This is a genomic window from Rossellomorea vietnamensis (assembly GCF_001305855.1).
GTDB classification, from domain to species: domain Bacteria; phylum Bacillota; class Bacilli; order Bacillales; family Bacillaceae_B; genus Rossellomorea; species Rossellomorea vietnamensis_A.
The window spans coordinates 204,184-221,186 of record NZ_LIXZ01000004.1; the positions used below are offsets into that span (position 1 = coordinate 204,184).

Genomic DNA, 17,003 nt, shown 5'->3' on the forward strand with positions numbered 1-17,003 from the left:
CAATCAGATATGGTTTCTTCAGAATAAGGAGAGGGAACAATGGCTGCTGCATTATTGTTTTTCAAGAGCGTTATTATAGGTATGGCCATTGCTGCACCTGTTGGACCTGTGGGGATCCTATGCATTCAAAGGACTCTGGCATATGGGAGGCGGACAGGTTTCATATCAGGGTTGGGGGCTGCCACGGCAGATGCCTTATATGGGTTGATTGCCGTTATGGGGCTCACGGTCGTTTCCGGCTTCCTTATGGCTCATCAGTTCTGGATACAAGTATGGGGAGGGGTGTTCCTATTGCTTTTGGGTTGGAAGACATTCACCTCTCAACCGGCTGAATTTACTGCAGGGGGATCGGGCAAAAAACCTTCCCCAATGAACGGATTTTTGTCCGTTTTCTTACTAACACTCACGAATCCGATGACGATTCTTGCATTTATCGCGATATTCGGTGTTTTTCGGGTTGGGGGTCCTGAGGATTTTCTAACCTCTTTGACGGTGGTATCGGGAGTGTTTTCCGGATCTGCGCTTTGGTGGGGGCTGCTTGCCTTCATAGGTGGATGGATAAGTAGCAGGATCGGACCTGACTCGCTAAAAATCATTAATCGTGCAGCCGGCATCGTCCTAACGATATTCAGTGCACTCTTTTTGATTGACCTGTTATAATGCTTGTTAAAAGAGGGACGGACCTCCCAAACGGATTCTTACTTTACATAAGATATCCGTGTGGAGGTCCGTCCCTCTCCCATGTCCCTCTCTATACTAAAAATCCCCATGTTCATTTCCCCATTCGTGCATGTGCTGTAGGATGGGCATGAGGGTCATGCCGAGGGCGGTCATGGAGTATTCGACTTTTGGGGGGATGGTGTCGTATTGTGTGCGGTTGATGAATCCTTCTTCTTCAAGTTCTTTCAGCTGCTGGCTCAGTACTTTGTGGGCAACGCCCGGGAGAAGACGGCGCAATTCATTGTACCTGTGCGTCCCTTCCGTCCCGAGGTGCCAGAGGATGACGGTCTTCCATTTTCCGCCGATTTTCCGCAATGTGTACTCGATGGAACACTTCAATTTTCCATGTTGATCAATCGGTGTATCCATATCTTTAACCCGTCCTTTCTTACCTAAAGGTTAGTTTCTCACAAAAAAGTGCATTCTTACATATATCCGCTTCTCTTCGTATAATGAAGTCGGGTTAGATGAAACTAATCAAAACGAAGGAGGAGTCAATCAATGTTACCATATCCAAGATCATTTTCTCATATAGGATTATCCGTTCCAAGCCTTGAAGAAGCCATTAAATTTTACCAAGAGGTGTTCGGCTGGTACGTCATCATGGAACCTTCCGATGTCGAGAATGACGACACGGCCATCGGTCAAATGTGCCGCGATGTCTTCGGGAACGACTGGGATAAGTTCAGAATCGCCCACATGGCAACCGGTGATAAAATCGGGATCGAGCTATTTGAATTCCCTCATAACGAAAAGCCGGAGAATAACTTCGAATATTGGAAGACAGGATTATTCCATTTCTGTATCCAGGATCCCGATGTTGAAGGCATGGTCGCAAAGATCAAGCAGCACGGTGGAAAACAGCGTATGCCGGTCCGTGAGTATTATCCTGGTGAAAAACCTTATCGCATGGTGTATGTGGAAGATCCATTCGGGAATATTTTCGAGATCTATTCCCACAGCTATGAATTAACCTATTCCGATGGGGCTTACTAATTGATGCAAAAGGCGCGTTCAATATTTGAGCGTGCCTTTTTCTCTTTTGAAAGAGGTTTTCTTTACCAAATGAAGAATGTATTATTGTTACATTCCATAAGTTAGAGAGGAAAACCCCAATGAAAATAATTGAATTACAAAAGGGTTCAAGCATGTTTGAACAAGCAGTGAATGTGTTCTGGGGACAATGGGGGAATGAGGATAATTACAGGTTCTACTACGATTGCATGTTTCATTCCTGTCATACCGAAGCAGACCTTCCCCGATTTTATATCGCTGTCAATGAGGATGATATCATCGGCACGTACGCATTGTTAAGAAATGATCTTAACAGCCGTCAAGACCTGTATCCGTGGTTGGCGTGCCTGTATGTTCACCCTGACCAGAGAGGGGACGGACTTGGTTCTGTCCTTCTTGACCATGCTCTCCGGGAGGCTCATAAAAAAGGGTACAACTGTCTTTACCTGACGACTGACCTGGAAGGGTATTATGAAAAATACGGCTGGACTCATTCGACAGAAGCCGTCGGGCCGGGCGGAGACTCCATGAAAGTCTATCAAAAACAGACAAATACATAAAAAAGCAGCAAGGGAATGTGATGGGTCACATTCTCTTGCTGCTTTTTTGTGAGGTCCGTCCCTCAAATGATTTTCTTCTGAACGAGGTCCAGTCCGTATCCGATGATGGTGGCTACGAGGGTGGGGGTGGTCCAGGCCAGTCCATTTGAACTCAGGGGGAGAGCGCTCAGGACTCTCTGGATTCCTTCCATTTGGATATTGAGGCTGGCGAGCATTTCGTATAAGGAAAAGATCGCAGCAATGCTGACACCATACACATACATCCTTCTGCTCTCCCCGAAGAAGTGCTGAAAGAGGGAAAGGGCTACAAGTACAATCGCCACAGGGTAAATGAGAACGAGCAGCGGGGTGGCGACCTTTAATATCATATTCAGTCCCAGGTTGGTCACAGCCATTCCGATCACGATGAAAATCATTACATATGCTTTATATGAAAACCGTGGGTAAATCTCATGGAAAAAGCGCCCGCACGCATTTATCAGTCCGATGCATGTCGTTAAACAGGCAATCATCACAATCAAACCAAAAAGGAGGTTGCCACTGTACCCAAATAGTTGCTGAGATGCTAACACGAGTATTTCAGCACCATTACTGATCGGTGCTTCATGGGGGATCACCCGTCCGATCCACCCTAGGGAAAGGTACACCATCACCAACCCGAAGGCGGCAATCATTCCTGCACTGATGGTTCCACGGATAAGATCTTTTTTACCGGAAGCCCCTTTATCCTTTAGTCCGTTGATGATGACTATGCCGAAAGCCAGGGCTGCCACGGCGTCCATCGTGAAATACCCTTCAAGGAAGCCTTTCAGATACGGGGCTGATTGGAACTTTTCTGTCGCTTCCGCATCCATATAATCAAAGGTGAAAAAAGCCCGGACGCATAGTACAGCTAATACTATGAGTAATATGGGTGTTAAAAATTGTCCGACAAGATCAATCACTTTTTTAGGGTTGATGCTGAGCAAGTAGGTCAACCCAAAGAAAGCGAACGAGAATAATAATAAGGGCAGCCGTCCTTCCACACTGACCATTTGCAGAAATCCCAATTCGTACGCCACATTGGAAGCCCTTGGGATTCCGTAGAGAGCACCGATTGACAGATAAATCACAATGGCAAATACGAGTCCGAAAACAGGGTGGACCCGTTCACCAATCGATAATAATCCATTTTTTGAAAGGGATACGGAAATGATCGTCAAAAAAGGCAGGAACACCGCCGTTAAAATAAATCCGGAAATCGCTGCAATAAAGTGGGTTCCGGATTCCATCCCGAGATATGGAGGGAATATTAAATTCCCTGCACCAAAAAATAACGAAAAAAGCATAAATCCCGAAATCAGGACATCTCTTTTTCTCATATTCACGCCTCCAAATTCATGACCGACTGCCAGGCTTCAGTCACATTTTACATAACACATGAAAAAACCCGCCCCTGATCAGGGACGAGTCTAAACTCGCTTAACTAACCATATTCCGTATGTTCCAAACTTTCGTAAGGAATGTGAAAGCGGATATATTCATACTTTTCTTCTTTTTTAAAATTTCATTAATACTCACAATTTAGCACAGGCTTATTTGTGTCGTCAATGAATTTTCCTACTATAATATTAATTTCTTCTCTATCTTCAGGTTATGCAGGCAGAGGGTCTGGAATATGTATATAGAAAAGGTAGGGGAGTTGGTTCCATGAAGCATGTTGCTGCGGCAATCTATCTTTCTTTCGGGATGCTATTCTTATTTTTACAAGGGTTTGACGGGTTTACTGGACCGGAAAATATGAATTTTATTATTTTCTTATTCTTAATGGCAGGGGCATTGTATCTGTACCGGGAAATCAGGGACCGATTTCAAAAAAAATAGACAAAGGCACGCATGGGGATGCGTGCCTTTGTCTGTGCTTACAATCCGAGGGAAATATACTTCACTTCTAAAAATTCTTCTATACCCTGGTGGCCGCCTTCACGGCCGAGGCCGCTTTGCTTGAATCCTCCGAATGGAGCTTGTGGAGTCGATGGCAGCCCATCGTTCAATCCGACGATACCGTACTCAAGTTGTTCACTGATCCGGATTCCTTTAGTGATATTTTCGGTGAATACATAGGCAGCGAGGCCATAGATGGAATTATTGGCGCGCTCGATCGCTTCCTCTTCGGTTTTAAATGTGGTGATCGGAGCGACCGGCCCGAATGTTTCGTCATTCATGCACAACATGTCATCATTCACGTTCGTCAAGACAGTCGGTTCATAATATAGCCCTTCTATTCCTTTTCCTCCATAGGCAACGGAAGCTCCTTTGTCTATGGCATCTTCCACATGCTTGCGGACTTTTTCGATGGCATCCTCATCGATCAATGGACCGATATCGACGCTTTCTTCGAGACCATTTCCGACTTTCAGCCCCTTCACTTTTTCAACCAGTTTTTCAGAAAAAGTATCTGCGATGGATTCATGGACATAGATCCGATTGGAACAGACGCAGGTTTGTCCGGCATTCCTGAATTTGGATGCGATGACACCGTCAACGGCTTTTTCCAAATCAGAGTCATCCATCACAATAACAGGGGCGTGGCCGCCAAGTTCCAGGGATATTTTCTTAACGGTGTCCGCTGATCCTTTCATCAGGACCTTTCCGACTTCTGTTGAACCGGTGAAGGTCAGTTTCCGGACGCGTGTATCTTCCATCCACGCTTCCCCGATGGATTTCGAATCACCTGTCACGACGTTGACGACGCCTTTCGGGATGCCCGCTTCTTCAGCAAGTGCAGCCATCTTTAACGCAGTCAAAGGGGTTTGATTTGCAGGTTTGATCACGACTGTACATCCGGTGGCGAGTGCCGGTGCAACCTTGCGTGTGATCATTGCCGCAGGAAAGTTCCACGGAGTGATGACCGCTACAACCCCGACCGGCTGCTTATGGACAAATAATCGTTTGTTCCGCTGAGTGGCAGGGATCTGTTCCCCATAAACCCGCTTTCCTTCTTCTGCATACCAGGAGATGAATCCGTTGGCATATTGAATTTCGCCGAGTGCCTCTTTTAGCGGTTTTCCTTGCTCGATGGTCATCGTGCGTGCAAGATCCTCTTGGTTTTCATTAATAAGATCATACCATTTTCGGATGAGTTCACTTCGTTCGTATGCCGAGAATTGAGACCATTCCTTGAATGCCTCATGAGCAGCATCCACCGCCTTCGAGGCCTCTTTTTTACCTCCATTCGGAATGGTGGCAATTACTTCTGATGTGGCAGGGTTGGTTACTTCTTTCTTTTCAAGATCCGATCCGGTTTGTTCTCCATTGATGATGAGATTGTAATGTTGCATAGTGTTCCTCCTTTAGTATGATAGATTCCCATATGCTGATGACTATGTAGTTTGTCTTAAATTTACAATAGTGTGAAGGAAGAATCCAGTAATACACTTTATTTAATGACGATGGGCTATTCATTGTTTAAATACCCTAAATAAGAGGGAAGATAAACCGTATGTTCAAAAACAAGGAGGGCGTAATCATATGAAAGCCATCATCATCAACCAGTACGGAGATAAAGACGTTTTACAGGAAAAAGAAATCGATCAGCCTGCGATCGGGGACAATCAAATTTTACTCGAAAATCATGCCACATCCATCAACCCCATCGATTGGAAGGTGAGGGCAGGATATTTAAAAGATATGCTGGACTTTGAATTCCCAATCATCCTGGGATGGGATGCAGCTGGAGTGATTGCTGAAAAAGGTAAAAATGTAAAAGGATTCGAAGTGGGTGACCGTGTATTTGCCAGACCGGCTACAACAAGGGAAGGTACTTATGCTGAGTATGTGGCAGTGGATGAAGAACTGCTCGCTAAAATGCCTGAAAACATGAGCTTTGAAGAAGCGGCAGCGATTCCTCTGGCCGGACTGACCGCCTGGCAGTGCTTAGTCGACTTTGGTGAAATCAAAGAAGGAGATAAAGTGCTGATCCACGCAGGATCCGGCGGGGTAGGGAATTATGCAATTCAGATTGCCAAAAGCTTCGGGGCACATGTCGCAACAACCGCAAGCGGAAAGAATGAAGAGTTCGTCAAATCATTGGGAGCCGATCAGTTCATTAATTATAAAGAAGAAGACTTTAGTGAAGTGTTACAAGGCTTCGACCTGGTGTTGGATACGATGGGCGGGGAAATCCAGTCCAACAGCTATAAAGTCCTCAAGGAAAACGGAAAGCTCGTATCGATTGCACAGCCTCCAAATGAGGAGGAAGCAGCAAAGCATGGCGTGAAAGCTGAATTCCTATGGCTTGATCCCAAAGGAGAGCAGCTTTCAAAGCTTGCCGACCTGTATGAATCCGGGCAACTAAAGCCAGTGATAGGAGAGACATTCGAACTGAGTGAACAAGGGTTAAAAGACGCCCACGCACTCAGTGAAACGCACCACGCAAAAGGAAAAATCGTGATCAAAGTGAAATAATGATAGGAGGGACGGACCTATAAACTATAGGTCCGTCCCTCTCCTACATAGTTTTAAGGAATTAATATAAGTTATAAGCTACCTGTCTGAAATGCTGATAGCGTTTAAAATCGATTCCTTAAGTTGAGGTGTGAGCTTTCTTAAGTCCCCCACACTATAAATCCCTGCATAGTATTGAATGATGAATCCATCGACGAATGACACTAGAATTGAAGCCCCGCTCTTTGAATGAACAATAGGGAAGTTTCGATCGTGATCCACTTCAGAAAGCTTTTTTTGTAAATGAGTTATCATTCGATCAAATGACTGGCTAAATATCGTCTGATGAATATCACCTCTGCTAAAACGGCCCATTACAGATTTAATCAATTCCATATTTTGTTCATTATAATCCCACGAATCATAGAGAAATGTTTCAATAAACTGTTCTATTGTGTTGCTTTCATTTAGGTTTAGTCCTCGTATGTAATCGTCTTCAAGCTTCTTTAATCCTGACTCTATTCCATCTGTCCTCATTATACTAACCTCCTCCTTACCATTGTCATTTCACTTGGTTTCCCCTGTTTATTCATTACTAAACATGGTATCGGGGAGGGACGGACCTATGTATCCAAGGTCCGTCCCTCTTTTTTTACATCCATTAAGTTGAATGATTCGAGTATGTGGTGAAACAAGGCATTCGAAAAAAATGTAAAGGACACTTGACGTAAAGTTTCCTTTACATTATGCTTTGAAAATATAAGGGGGGAGCTCTCTTTGAAAAATAAACTGGTTGAATACCGGAAGACGTTTGGTTTCTCTCAGGAAAGATTGGCAGCGAGACTGGGAGTATCGAGACAAACCATCATTTCGATTGAAAAGGGAAAGTATGACCCTTCTTTGAATCTGGCATTTCAGCTGGCAAAGGTATTTGATACTTCGATTGAAGAGATATTTGTATATGAAGAAAAAGGGGGGGAGAAAACGTGACAAAGGCTTATCTGATTATAGGATTGATTATGGCGCTGCAGACTGCTTTTTTATTTTTCATCGGCATCTCGGCAGGGGAGTTTCCGTTTTTTGCCCTTACACAGCTGTCTTTGACTGTCATGAGCTTTTGTATGTACTATCTGTATCCACAGTTCAAAGATAAGGATGAGCGAATGAAGGTGATAAGGGAGAAAGGAATCTTCTATTCGTACTTTGCCATCTTATTCTTTTATGTTATCATCATGTCCACACTCGGCCTTGGCCTGATTGATCTATCGGCTATGAATCTAATGTACATAATAACCAGTCTTACCATCATGACCGTATTCATCTCCATGGTGGTCATGTCGAAAATCTACTAAACAGGGAGGGACGGACCTTTAACTTATAGGTCCGTCCCTGTTCAATCCGATCTGTTGTTGACCTCGTAGGCGGCACGGATGGCGGATTCGATTGCCCCTTCGACCCAGCCGTGGAAAGGGGATGTGTGTTCCCCGGCAAAGTGGATGCGGTGTTCCTGTAAGTACAGGTTGTCAGAAAAATCGGAAGCCTGATTTGGAGCGAATAGCGTAAAGCAACCTGCTGAAAATTGGTTTTCTCCCCAGCTGTAAGAGGCGCCAGTAGTAAATTCTTTGTACACCTGCTCTCCATAAATTTTATAAAGCCCCTGCAGTGCTTCACGTATCCGTTCTTCCTCAGGCAGGCTATTCCACAGATTTGCATTTTGTCCCCAGCTGTAACTGCCGAGCATGACACCTGGACCTGCAACGCCTATTTTATGACTTGGTCGGTACGTATACCGGATGGGAAGATCCGTTATGATATTTCCAATTTTAAAGGTTTCCCAAAACTTCGACTTAAACTCCAAGCCTATTTTCACTGACGAAACATAATTCAGTTCCCGTATCGCTTTCCATTTTTGAAAAGAAACCGAATGATAGGGATGCACATCAATGAATTGAAAAACTGAGTAAGGGACCGTAACGATGGTATAATCTCCTTCAAAGCGATGATAACGGTTGGTGGTACGGTCTCTGGTTATGACTTCTACTCCATCGTCCTTCTGAATGATCCCATGAACTTTTTGGGAATAGTGGATATTCTGCTGAAGTTGAGGCAAAAAGGAGTATGGAAGTTTGTCATTGCCCCCATCTATTTCATAAAACTTTAGTTCATCATTGAAAACTGTCCGGACAATGTCCAGGAGAATATCAACGAATGAGAGTTCCGGGAATCCTTCAATGCCCAAGATGACCTTTACAATGCGGATGGCTTCCGGGGAAAGCGACGTTCCGATCGGATTAAATCGTAAGAAGACGTCGAATGAATAATGATCAAACTTGATTCGTAACCGTTCTTGTTCTTCCGGGTCTGCTTTGTCGTACAGGTCTAAAAACGGTTTTATAGCTGACGATAATAATTCAATGGCCGTTTTCCCCTGTTCTTCAGGTGGCAAAGGGTAATTGAAAATATCAGGGTTAGCGGTGTAATTGGTATCTGTCGTCTGAATTCCATTTACGAGATAGAGGTCGCTTTTATTAATAAACTCATTTGTGGGCAAGTTGAATTTACGAATATATTCAAAGACTAAATCATGTGTTTCCGGGAATCGCATAGCTCCGACATCGAGGTATTGACCTTCTGAAAAAGGTTGCCGTAACGTATACACCCTCCCGCCTATGCGATCATTTCCTTCAAGGATCGTGACGGTATGGCCTGCTTTTTTTAATAGGGAGCCTGCCACAAGACCGGCCATGCCCGCCCCGATAATGATCACTTTCTTTGGATCTGATGTAGGGACCAATCCATTTTTCACGATGGATACCATATCATCTGGATAAGAAAGATCGCCGTAATTGTGATTATCAGCTCTATTCCTCAATTCTTTCTCCCCCTTACGCCGAAGCTGCATTACATATACATATGATTGAGGTGATGGGGAATAGAAGGGGGAGCTATAGTTCCAATTCTCCAACTTGTAAAAAATAAACAGGGACGGACCTATGGAAGGTCCGTCCCTGTTAGTGTTCAATCTTCGTCCTCGACTAGGTATTTAAGTTTGGAGAGCTTATTGCTCCAGAACTGTTCGTAATAGGCTAGCCAATCCTTTAGTTCTGCGAGGGGTTCAGGCTGAAGTCGATAGATTTTTTCCCTGCCGACTTTTTCACCGGAAACCAACTCGGCTTCTGTCAGGATGGCAAGATGCTTGGCAATGGCAGTCCGGCTCATCGGAAAATGGGAAGTCAGTGCCGAAATGGGCATCTCTTTTTCCGAAAGAAGGCGAAGCACTTCCCGGCGGGTTGGATCTGCAATCGCCTGGAATACATCGTGTTTAACGGCAGACACTTATTCCTCCACAACCTTCCGAAGTCGCTGGTCCACAATGCCGACCCAGCCGTTCTCCATACGTTCCCGGATAACGGAGCTTTTTTCGTTCGGTTTTGAAACTACGGCATCATCATGCTTCCAGCCACCATGAACCAATGTGAATTCGGTTTGTGTCCCAACCTCTTTTAAAAGGAATGTGACGACCCAGCCATCCGTATCCCAGGAGAAGGACAGCTTATGAGGCTCCTCAACTTCCAATACCTTACATGGAGACGGACCGAAAGGGGACTGAATATGAAATTCGTACCCGACTTCAGGTTGGAAATCATTGGGCATGAACCATGAAGAAATGCCTTCTGAAGTGGAAACGGTGTCCCATACCTTTTGGATTGGGGCATTGAAGAGGACGGTTTGGTTAATATCTTGAAGCTGACTGCTTTGATTTGATTTCATATTTGTCGCCTGCTTTCTGGTGTTGAAAATAACACCATTTGGTTTTGCTTTAATGATACAACACCATATGGTTTCGTGTCAATGAAAAGAGGAGTTCGGTGAAAGAGTGTAGAAATAGTGTCTTGGTAAAGGTTAGTATCTGCATACATTGCACAATTTATAAAGAAACACCGGTCACCACTTCGCACAGAATGACCGGAGAATAGATAATCTGCATGGTACATTAGTTGAGACGGGAGAAGATAAACAATGGAAATGCTTCATAGGATGAATGACTGCATTCAGTATATAGAGGAGAATCTTGAAGGAGATATCGAGATGGAGGAGCTTGCCAAGCTCTCATTGAACTCGAAATTTCACTTTCAAAGGCTGTTTTCTTTAGTCACAGGCTGCACTGTAGCTGATTACATCAGGAGGAGAAGGCTGACTCTTGCTGCTCAGGAACTGAATAATGCGAATGTAAAGGTCATTGATGTCGCTTTCCGGTATGGATACGAAACACCAGAGTCTTTCTCGAAGGCATTTCGAAAAGCTCACGGTGTTTCCCCATCCCAGGTAAGAGAATCAGGAACTCCCTTGAAAGCATTCCCGCGTATCTCCTTCCAAATTCAATTAAAAGGGGAAGTCGAAATGAATTATAGAATCGTTGAAAAAGAAGCATTTCAGGTGATTGGAAAAGGGAAAAGAGTCTCAACCAGTAACGGTCAAAACTTGAAGGAGATTCCGGCATTTTGGGATGAGGTGAATACTTCGGGCTTGGACAGTGAAATTTGTGAGGCAGCAAATAATGATGAAATGCTCGGAATCTGCATGGAGTTCGATCATACGAATGAAGAGTTTACCTATTTCATCGGGTCAGAAAAGAAAACGGACCCTCATTCCTCACTGGAGGTTAAGGAGATACCTGCTTCCACATGGGCAGTATTTGAATCGGTTGGTCCGATGCCGGACGCGATCCAGGGTGTGTGGAAGCGGATTTTCTCTGAATGGTTTCCGTCTACAGGGTATGAGCATGGAGATGCGCCTGAATTCGAATTATATCCGCCTGGAAATCCGAATGACGAGGATTATAGATGTGAAGTTTGGGTTCCGGTTATGAAGAAATAAGGTAAGTTTGCCTCCAACAGGGATTGGGGGCTTTTATGTGTAACTGGAGAAGAACTTGTTTTAAGGACGACTCCCCTGGATCTAGTCCTTTTTTTGTCATTGATTTGTTATAACTATCATGTTACTATAAAGTCACATAACACATGTGACCATTCATTCACATGTTAATCAAAACGAAAGGATCGTTAACATGAAGGACGAACTTTCTACCTTATTTAAAGCTCTGGGTCACCCCATTCGCAGGGAAATCCTCGATCTCTTAAAGAAGTCGGCCAAGACGACGGGCGAACTGAATGAATATTTTCCCGAAGTGACAAGATACGCGATTATGAAACATTTGAACATCTTGGAGGAAGGGAACTTGGTGGTGGTGAAGCGTGAAGGGAAATACCGGCGAAATTACCTTAACGCAGTCCCATTGCAGGAAATGCACAACCGGTGGGTAGGGAAATACATGGAATCTACTGCCAATTCGCTGTTAAATTTACGAGCAATAGCCGAGAACAAAGGAGGAGAAGAATCAATGGAACAAAGTAAAGTATTTCGCATTGAGCAAGAAGTGATGATAGATGCGCCAAGGGATCAGGTATTTAAAGCGTTAACCGAGCAAGCGGGGGACTGGTGGGAGTTTAAACTGGCTCCTGAGGGAGTAAGCTCACAATTCACATTCGATCCTGTACCCGGCGGTCAATTCATCGAGAAATGGCGCAAGGATGAAGGAGCATTATGGGGGACAGTGTATTACGTTAACGCACCGGAGGAAATTCGTCTCCACGGTCATCTTGGAATGCAAGGTGCCGTAAACAGTGCATATACGTATCGATTGATTGAAAAAGGTGACTCCACGTTACTTCAATTATCCCATGCAGCTTCAGGAGTAATAGAAGAGGACTGGGCAGATAAGCATTCCGAAGGTTGGACCTATTTACTTGGAACCCTGCTGAAAAATTATGTTGAAAAGAAGTAAGACGACTGTAGATGTCACAACAAACATAACGATACGCCGTCCAATCCATATGGTTGCAGAATATGCTGTGAACCCGGATCATGCACCCGAATGGTATGTGAATATTGATTCCGCAGAATGGAAAACGGAAAAGCCACTATCCGTACATTCTCAAATTGCATTTAAAGCTAGATTCTTAGGGAAGGATCTCTCCTATATATATGAAATTAGAGAGTTCATGCCTGAACAGAAGCTCGTGATGAAAACGGAAAATGGGCCTTTCCCAATGGAAACCACCTATGAGTGGGAGTCTATTGATGAACAAACGACCAAAATGACCCTAAGGAATCAGGGGAACCCTACTGGATTTTCAAGATGGATGACTCCCCTTATATCAGTCATGATGAAAAATGCAAACAAAAAGGATTTAAAGAAAATCAAAGAAATCCTGGAAAGTTAATATTGACTAAATAAAAAGAGACGAGGCACCTGCTTGAACAAAGCAGGTGCCTCGTCTACATAATATTGATTCAACATGTATAGAATGTACGCAGGATTGCGAACCGTTCTTTTTCCTTGCCGCCTTTTTTTTGATACACTAATTTAGTTGCTAAATTGTTTATCATTGGAGGATATGATGTCAAATCGAAATAAAGGAATTATACTGTTATTATTATCAGCGTTTGGTTTCTCTCTGATGGCGGCATTTGTCAAGTTGTCGGGGGATGTGCCGACGATCCAGAAAACCTTTTTCCGGAATATCGTCTCTGCGTTCATTGCATTCGGTTTTGTCCGGTACCATAAGGAACGCCTATTTGGAAAAAAAGAAAATCAGAAGCTTCTGTTACTGCGTTCCGGTTTAGGTGCTGTCGGCATTGTGCTGTTCTTCTATGCAATCGATCATCTCGTGCTGTCAGATGCCGATATGCTGAACAAGCTGAGCCCGTTTTTAACCATCATCTTTTCGGCACTATTCTTGAAAGAACGGACGCGCGTCTTTCAGGTGGTGGCCATCATCATTGCGTTCATCGGGACATTGTTCATCATCAAACCCGCATTTTCCTTTGATGTCATTCCGTATCTCGCAGGGGTGTTTTCGGCCATCTTCGCTGCAGGTGCCTATACGGTCCTGCGCGTACTCGGGAGCAGGGAGAAGTTTTATACGGTCGTCTTTTACTTCTCATTCTTTACGACGGTCGTGCTGCTTCCATTTGTCATCGGATTTTATGAACCGATGAGCGCGAAACAGTGGGTTTACCTGTTATCCGCTGGTGTCTTTGCGACAGTCGGTCAGTTCGGGATCACGATCGCATACAAGTTCGCGCCGGCGAGGGAAATCTCGATCTTCTTCTATTCGACTGTCGTGTATTCCGCTCTCATCAGCATCTTCTTATTCGGGCAGATCCCTGATGTGTACAGCATCATTGGATACGTAGTGATCTTCGGAGCATCATTGTATATGTTCTTGAAAAATAATGCAGCCGGTAAAAAACAGGAAGTATAAAACGAACCTATCCATCAATTGGTGGATAGGTTTTTCATATATATGTGGACGAAATTTCACAAATCAGTCGTTTACTTATTAATTGATGTGATAAATATTCTCAAAAACAAGCTGAGGAGTTATAATGTAAGTAAATGGAATTTTCGTCTGGGAGGAGGATTGAAATGGTACTCCGCGACTCGAAATGGTCTTTATGGGCACTTACACTGTTATCAATCGTCATCCTGAGCAATGTTTTATTGTATCAGCCTGTCGTGCAGCAATTCCTGGCCATTGAACTTGAAAAAGGGGTGGTATTAGGATCTTTAATGGATTTGGTGGTCATTTCACCAGTACTGGCTTATGCAGCTTTTAAAGTGTCAAAGAAGCAGGCGGCCGGATTCATGGTATTCGGACTGGTGATAGCAAGAGTGATTATACCGGAGGTTTTTTTTACCCCATATACCATCCTCCTATACTTCGGAATAAGCTTGGAAGCCTTGTTCTTTCTGGCGGAGTTGGGTCTGATATTACTATTGATCAAGAGAATTCCAGTCATCCGAACCGATATGAAATCATCAGGAACAAGTCCCATCTTTTCTTTCCTGCCCGCAGTCGAAAGAAAGGTAAGCAACCTTCCTCTGATAAGGATTTTGTCATCAGAGCTTCTAATGGTCTACTACGCCTTCTTCAGCTGGCGAAAAAAAGCTCCTGTTCATGACGGAGTCGTTACCCTGCACCGGAAAACAAGCGCCATTGCCATGAATATTATGCTTATCCATGCCGTCCTCATTGAAACGATCGGCCTTCACTGGTGGCTTCATTCTAAGATTCCTGTTCTGTCTTTCATTCTGCTGATTCTAAACGTATACACAGTCCTTCTCTTCATAGCTGAAATCCAGATCACGAGATTGCATCCTATTGAAGTGAAAGATGACGAGCTGCGTGTGGCACAGGGGCTGAGGCTGAGGATGATCCTGCCACTTTCAAACATCGAGCGAGTGGAATGGGGAGAGAAGAAACCAAGTAAAGATACCATTGTATTCATGCAGAAAGATTTTGAAGAGCTTCATCCTCAAGCGCTCTTGTTCTTGAAAACGACTGTAGAAGCGACCATGTTCATGGGGAGAAAAAAAAGCGTGTCAAAAGTAGCACTGAGAGTGGATGATCCGGAGAAGTTAAAACGGTTGTTGGAGCAAACATGAAAAAAGTGCCTGACGGTTACCAGGCACTTTCCTTTCCTACCCCATGCGATAAACCCAATCACATTCCCCGATCATCGACTCATCATGAGTGACCATAATAGTAGCGATATTTCTTTCCTTCGTTTCTTTTACTAATAATTCCACCACGGATTTTCCCCGTTCCCTGTCGAGGCTCGCGGTAGGTTCATCGGCAAGGATCAGCTTCGGTTCATTCATGAGGGCACGTGCGATGGCGACCCGCTGCTGTTCACCGCCTGAAAGCTGTTCAGGGTAATGGGAGCGCCGTTCTTCAAGTCCAAGATGAGACAATAATTCCAATGCCCGTTCCTGGGGACGGTCCTTCTGTTTAGTGAGCTTTCCGACAAGCAGCAGTTGTTCTTCTACGGTTAAAAAAGGAACAAGGTTCGATTGCTGAAAGATGAAGCCGATTTCCTTGAGTCGCAGGGTTGTTTGTTCTTTTCCATTCATCTCATGAACGTTTCGCCCGTTGATGATCACTTCGCCACTTGAAGGACTGGTCAGAGCTCCGATGATGGAGAGGAGTGTGCTTTTTCCAGAACCGGATGGCCCAAGGATCGCACCGAACTCCCCGCTTTGGACCCTCATTGAAATATGATCCAGTACCGTGAGCCGTTCATTTCCCTGTTTGTAAGTCTTTGTAATTCCGTTTAATTCCAAGATCGATGTCATCTTATTTCACCCCTCCGATTGCTTCTAGGGGATCGACTTTCATGATGCTTCTAAAGGACAAAAGTGAACCGACCCAAGCCATGGCCAAGATCAACCCGCTGTTTAACAGGATCATCCTAGAAGACAATTCAAACGGGACATCTCCCGGAATGAGTTGTGTCAATCCATACGTAAGGGTATTCCCTGTCAGGATACCGAAGATCGAAAGAATGGAAATCTGGAGAAACAGGGCACTGAGGAGAATGCCTGCCTTGGCTCCGATTGCTTTCAGTACACCGTATTGATGGAGCTTTTGCAGCGTCATGACATAGAAGAATGTAGCCAGGACAATTGCTGAGATGATGAGCAGAAAGATCACCATCATCTTTAATGACCCCTGTTCCGCCGAATAACCCGGTACGTTTGAAAGAATATCCTCTTTGGCTGCCGCGTCCAGATTGGGAGGGATGTCATCTTCCTTATTGTCAGTGAAGAGGAGAGCCTGATACGAGAGATCCTCTCCTTGGAAATCTTTCCACGTCTCCAGAGAGGTGAACACGGCAGGTGTATGCCCGTAGCTGAAGCGTTGTTCTGTAAATCCCTGGATGATCCATGTTTTCTCCCCGTAGGTGAAGGTGTCCCCTGGTTTATATCCTTCTTTCTTGAGGGCAGGGTCTGCAAGGATCTCGTAAGGAGCAAGTTTCACGCTTTTTTCTCCAGCTGGCATGAATGAGCTCTCGGGATCTAAGGCAAAGAGGCTGATATTCACGGCTTCACCGTCATGGATCATTTCCACCATCTTCAATCCCAGGGGAGAGCCTCCTTTTACGGCATCGATATCGACAGGCGTCATCATGGAGCGCTCAAGCTGATGTTGATCGCTTTTTTCTACCACGAATGTGCCGGCGGTCATGTTTTTTATGGCAGAGGCGTTATCCACGGACAAACCATTGGCCAATCCAGATATCGATAGCACAAGGCTGGTAATCAATGTGATGATGCCTGTGATTAATAAGAACTTCATTTTGGCATAGCGAATTTCTTTCCATGCAAGAAACAAAAAAATCACCTTCCCTTTCATAACTTCCCCTTCATCATAAAAG

The 17,003-nt window shown here is 44.5% G+C and carries 21 protein-coding genes; 12 read left to right on the forward strand and 9 right to left on the reverse strand.

All coding sequences use genetic code 11. The annotated features are described in order from the left end of the window. The first annotated feature begins 39 nt into the window (after positions 1-39). Complete coding sequence (locus AM506_RS07235; protein ID WP_060671813.1) at positions 40-660, forward strand: LysE family translocator; 621 nt, start codon at positions 40-42, stop codon at positions 658-660. A gap of 96 nt (positions 661-756) precedes the next feature. On the opposite strand, the gene AM506_RS07240 is transcribed toward AM506_RS07235, so the two are convergent. Beyond that, positions 757-1,089: a winged helix-turn-helix transcriptional regulator gene (locus tag AM506_RS07240; protein ID WP_060671814.1), complete on the reverse strand. Its 333-nt coding sequence runs from the start codon at positions 1,087-1,089 to the stop codon at positions 757-759. 132 nt (positions 1,090-1,221) lie between these two features. Between AM506_RS07240 and AM506_RS07245 the strand changes: the two genes are divergently transcribed. Continuing rightward, positions 1,222-1,716, forward strand: coding sequence for a lactoylglutathione lyase family protein (locus AM506_RS07245; RefSeq protein ID WP_060671815.1), 495 nt, complete (start codon positions 1,222-1,224; stop codon positions 1,714-1,716). Positions 1,717-1,799: 83 nt separating this feature from the next. Beyond that, complete coding sequence (locus AM506_RS07250) at positions 1,800-2,294, forward strand: GNAT family N-acetyltransferase (protein WP_327205524.1); 495 nt, start codon at positions 1,800-1,802, stop codon at positions 2,292-2,294. A gap of 62 nt (positions 2,295-2,356) precedes the next feature. Here the strand turns inward: AM506_RS07250 and brnQ are convergent, their stop codons facing one another. Beyond that, positions 2,357-3,655 carry a branched-chain amino acid transport system II carrier protein gene (gene brnQ / locus AM506_RS07255; RefSeq protein WP_060671817.1) on the reverse strand — a complete coding sequence of 433 codons (1,299 nt, stop codon included), beginning with the start codon at positions 3,653-3,655 and terminating at the stop codon, positions 2,357-2,359. 328 nt (positions 3,656-3,983) lie between these two features. Here brnQ and AM506_RS22700 point away from each other — a divergent pair, with 328 nt between their 5' ends. Next, complete coding sequence (locus AM506_RS22700) at positions 3,984-4,157, forward strand: hypothetical protein (protein WP_160316854.1); 174 nt, start codon at positions 3,984-3,986, stop codon at positions 4,155-4,157. 38 nt (positions 4,158-4,195) lie between these two features. Here the strand turns inward: AM506_RS22700 and AM506_RS07260 are convergent, their stop codons facing one another. Continuing rightward, complete coding sequence (locus AM506_RS07260) at positions 4,196-5,614, reverse strand: NAD-dependent succinate-semialdehyde dehydrogenase (RefSeq protein ID WP_060671818.1); 1,419 nt, start codon at positions 5,612-5,614, stop codon at positions 4,196-4,198. A gap of 190 nt (positions 5,615-5,804) precedes the next feature. On the opposite strand from AM506_RS07260, the gene AM506_RS07265 reads away from it, so the two are divergent. Continuing rightward, positions 5,805-6,740, forward strand: coding sequence for an NADP-dependent oxidoreductase (locus AM506_RS07265; protein WP_060671819.1), 936 nt, complete (start codon positions 5,805-5,807; stop codon positions 6,738-6,740). Between the two features lie 78 nt (positions 6,741-6,818). Here the strand turns inward: AM506_RS07265 and AM506_RS07270 are convergent, their stop codons facing one another. Continuing rightward, a complete protein-coding gene (locus AM506_RS07270) occupies positions 6,819-7,256 on the reverse strand; it encodes a hypothetical protein (RefSeq protein WP_060671820.1) in 438 nt (145 codons plus the stop codon). A 240-nt stretch (positions 7,257-7,496) separates the two neighbouring features. On the opposite strand from AM506_RS07270, the gene AM506_RS07275 reads away from it, so the two are divergent. Together AM506_RS07275 and AM506_RS07280 are read left to right on the forward strand one after the other, a co-directional pair. Next, positions 7,497-7,709 (forward strand): helix-turn-helix transcriptional regulator, encoded by a 213-nt coding sequence (locus AM506_RS07275; protein ID WP_060671821.1) that lies wholly within the window; start codon positions 7,497-7,499, stop codon positions 7,707-7,709. Continuing rightward, complete coding sequence (locus AM506_RS07280) at positions 7,706-8,071, forward strand: permease (protein ID WP_235576063.1); 366 nt, start codon at positions 7,706-7,708, stop codon at positions 8,069-8,071. The genes AM506_RS07275 and AM506_RS07280 overlap by 4 nt, the downstream gene beginning before the upstream one ends. 41 nt (positions 8,072-8,112) lie before the next feature. On the opposite strand, the gene AM506_RS07285 is transcribed toward AM506_RS07280, so the two are convergent. From AM506_RS07285 to AM506_RS07295, 3 genes are all read right to left on the reverse strand, one after another. Next, the gene (locus AM506_RS07285; RefSeq protein WP_327205522.1) at positions 8,113-9,591 is read right to left on the reverse strand and encodes a flavin monoamine oxidase family protein; all 1,479 of its coding nucleotides are present in this window, start codon (positions 9,589-9,591) and stop codon (positions 8,113-8,115) included. Positions 9,592-9,737: 146 nt separating this feature from the next. After that, positions 9,738-10,055: an ArsR/SmtB family transcription factor gene (locus AM506_RS07290; RefSeq protein ID WP_060671822.1), complete on the reverse strand. Its 318-nt coding sequence runs from the start codon at positions 10,053-10,055 to the stop codon at positions 9,738-9,740. Beyond that, positions 10,056-10,490: an SRPBCC family protein gene (locus AM506_RS07295; RefSeq protein ID WP_060671823.1), complete on the reverse strand. Its 435-nt coding sequence runs from the start codon at positions 10,488-10,490 to the stop codon at positions 10,056-10,058. It lies immediately after the preceding gene. A gap of 249 nt (positions 10,491-10,739) precedes the next feature. Between AM506_RS07295 and AM506_RS07300 the strand changes: the two genes are divergently transcribed. The 5 genes from AM506_RS07300 to AM506_RS07320 all read left to right on the forward strand — a co-directional run bounded on the left by AM506_RS07300 (position 10,740) and on the right by AM506_RS07320 (position 15,231). Continuing rightward, complete coding sequence (locus AM506_RS07300) at positions 10,740-11,597, forward strand: AraC family transcriptional regulator (RefSeq protein WP_060671824.1); 858 nt, start codon at positions 10,740-10,742, stop codon at positions 11,595-11,597. Positions 11,598-11,787: 190 nt separating this feature from the next. Continuing rightward, positions 11,788-12,564 carry an SRPBCC domain-containing protein gene (locus AM506_RS07305; RefSeq protein WP_060671825.1) on the forward strand — a complete coding sequence of 259 codons (777 nt, stop codon included), beginning with the start codon at positions 11,788-11,790 and terminating at the stop codon, positions 12,562-12,564. Then, entirely contained in the window at positions 12,548-13,003 is a 456-nt protein-coding gene (locus AM506_RS07310; protein ID WP_060671826.1) for an SRPBCC family protein, read from the forward strand. The genes AM506_RS07305 and AM506_RS07310 overlap by 17 nt, the downstream gene beginning before the upstream one ends. 177 nt (positions 13,004-13,180) lie before the next feature. After that, the gene (locus AM506_RS07315; protein WP_060671827.1) at positions 13,181-14,047 is read left to right on the forward strand and encodes a DMT family transporter; all 867 of its coding nucleotides are present in this window, start codon (positions 13,181-13,183) and stop codon (positions 14,045-14,047) included. 164 nt (positions 14,048-14,211) lie between these two features. Continuing rightward, entirely contained in the window at positions 14,212-15,231 is a 1,020-nt protein-coding gene (locus tag AM506_RS07320) for a hypothetical protein (RefSeq protein ID WP_060671828.1), read from the forward strand. Between the two features lie 36 nt (positions 15,232-15,267). Here the strand turns inward: AM506_RS07320 and AM506_RS07325 are convergent, their stop codons facing one another. After that, complete coding sequence (locus AM506_RS07325; RefSeq protein WP_060671829.1) at positions 15,268-15,921, reverse strand: ABC transporter ATP-binding protein; 654 nt, start codon at positions 15,919-15,921, stop codon at positions 15,268-15,270. A 1-nt stretch (position 15,922) separates the two neighbouring features. Continuing rightward, a complete protein-coding gene (locus AM506_RS07330) occupies positions 15,923-16,960 on the reverse strand; it encodes an ABC transporter permease (RefSeq protein WP_160316855.1) in 1,038 nt (345 codons plus the stop codon). Positions 16,961-17,003 lie beyond the last annotated feature (43 nt).

Bases quoted from the DNA above. Each gene is read 5' to 3' on its own strand.
- AM506_RS07235 (WP_060671813.1), top strand. From the start codon at position 40: ATGGCTGCTGCATTATTGTTTTTCAAGAGCGTTATTATAGGTATGGCC.
- AM506_RS07240 (WP_060671814.1), bottom strand. From the start codon at position 1,089: ATGGATACACCGATTGATCAACATGGAAAATTGAAGTGTTCCATCGAG.
- AM506_RS07245 (WP_060671815.1), top strand. From the start codon at position 1,222: ATGTTACCATATCCAAGATCATTTTCTCATATAGGATTATCCGTTCCA.
- brnQ (WP_060671817.1), bottom strand. From the start codon at position 3,655: ATGAGAAAAAGAGATGTCCTGATTTCGGGATTTATGCTTTTTTCGTTA.
- AM506_RS22700 (WP_160316854.1), top strand. From the start codon at position 3,984: ATGAAGCATGTTGCTGCGGCAATCTATCTTTCTTTCGGGATGCTATTC.
- AM506_RS07260 (WP_060671818.1), bottom strand. From the start codon at position 5,614: ATGCAACATTACAATCTCATCATCAATGGAGAACAAACCGGATCGGAT.
- AM506_RS07265 (WP_060671819.1), top strand. From the start codon at position 5,805: ATGAAAGCCATCATCATCAACCAGTACGGAGATAAAGACGTTTTACAG.
- AM506_RS07270 (WP_060671820.1), bottom strand. From the start codon at position 7,256: ATGAGGACAGATGGAATAGAGTCAGGATTAAAGAAGCTTGAAGACGAT.
- AM506_RS07295 (WP_060671823.1), bottom strand. From the start codon at position 10,490: ATGAAATCAAATCAAAGCAGTCAGCTTCAAGATATTAACCAAACCGTC.
- AM506_RS07300 (WP_060671824.1), top strand. From the start codon at position 10,740: ATGGAAATGCTTCATAGGATGAATGACTGCATTCAGTATATAGAGGAG.
- AM506_RS07305 (WP_060671825.1), top strand. From the start codon at position 11,788: ATGAAGGACGAACTTTCTACCTTATTTAAAGCTCTGGGTCACCCCATT.
- AM506_RS07310 (WP_060671826.1), top strand. From the start codon at position 12,548: ATGTTGAAAAGAAGTAAGACGACTGTAGATGTCACAACAAACATAACG.
- AM506_RS07315 (WP_060671827.1), top strand. From the start codon at position 13,181: ATGTCAAATCGAAATAAAGGAATTATACTGTTATTATTATCAGCGTTT.
- AM506_RS07320 (WP_060671828.1), top strand. From the start codon at position 14,212: ATGGTACTCCGCGACTCGAAATGGTCTTTATGGGCACTTACACTGTTA.
- AM506_RS07325 (WP_060671829.1), bottom strand. From the start codon at position 15,921: ATGACATCGATCTTGGAATTAAACGGAATTACAAAGACTTACAAACAG.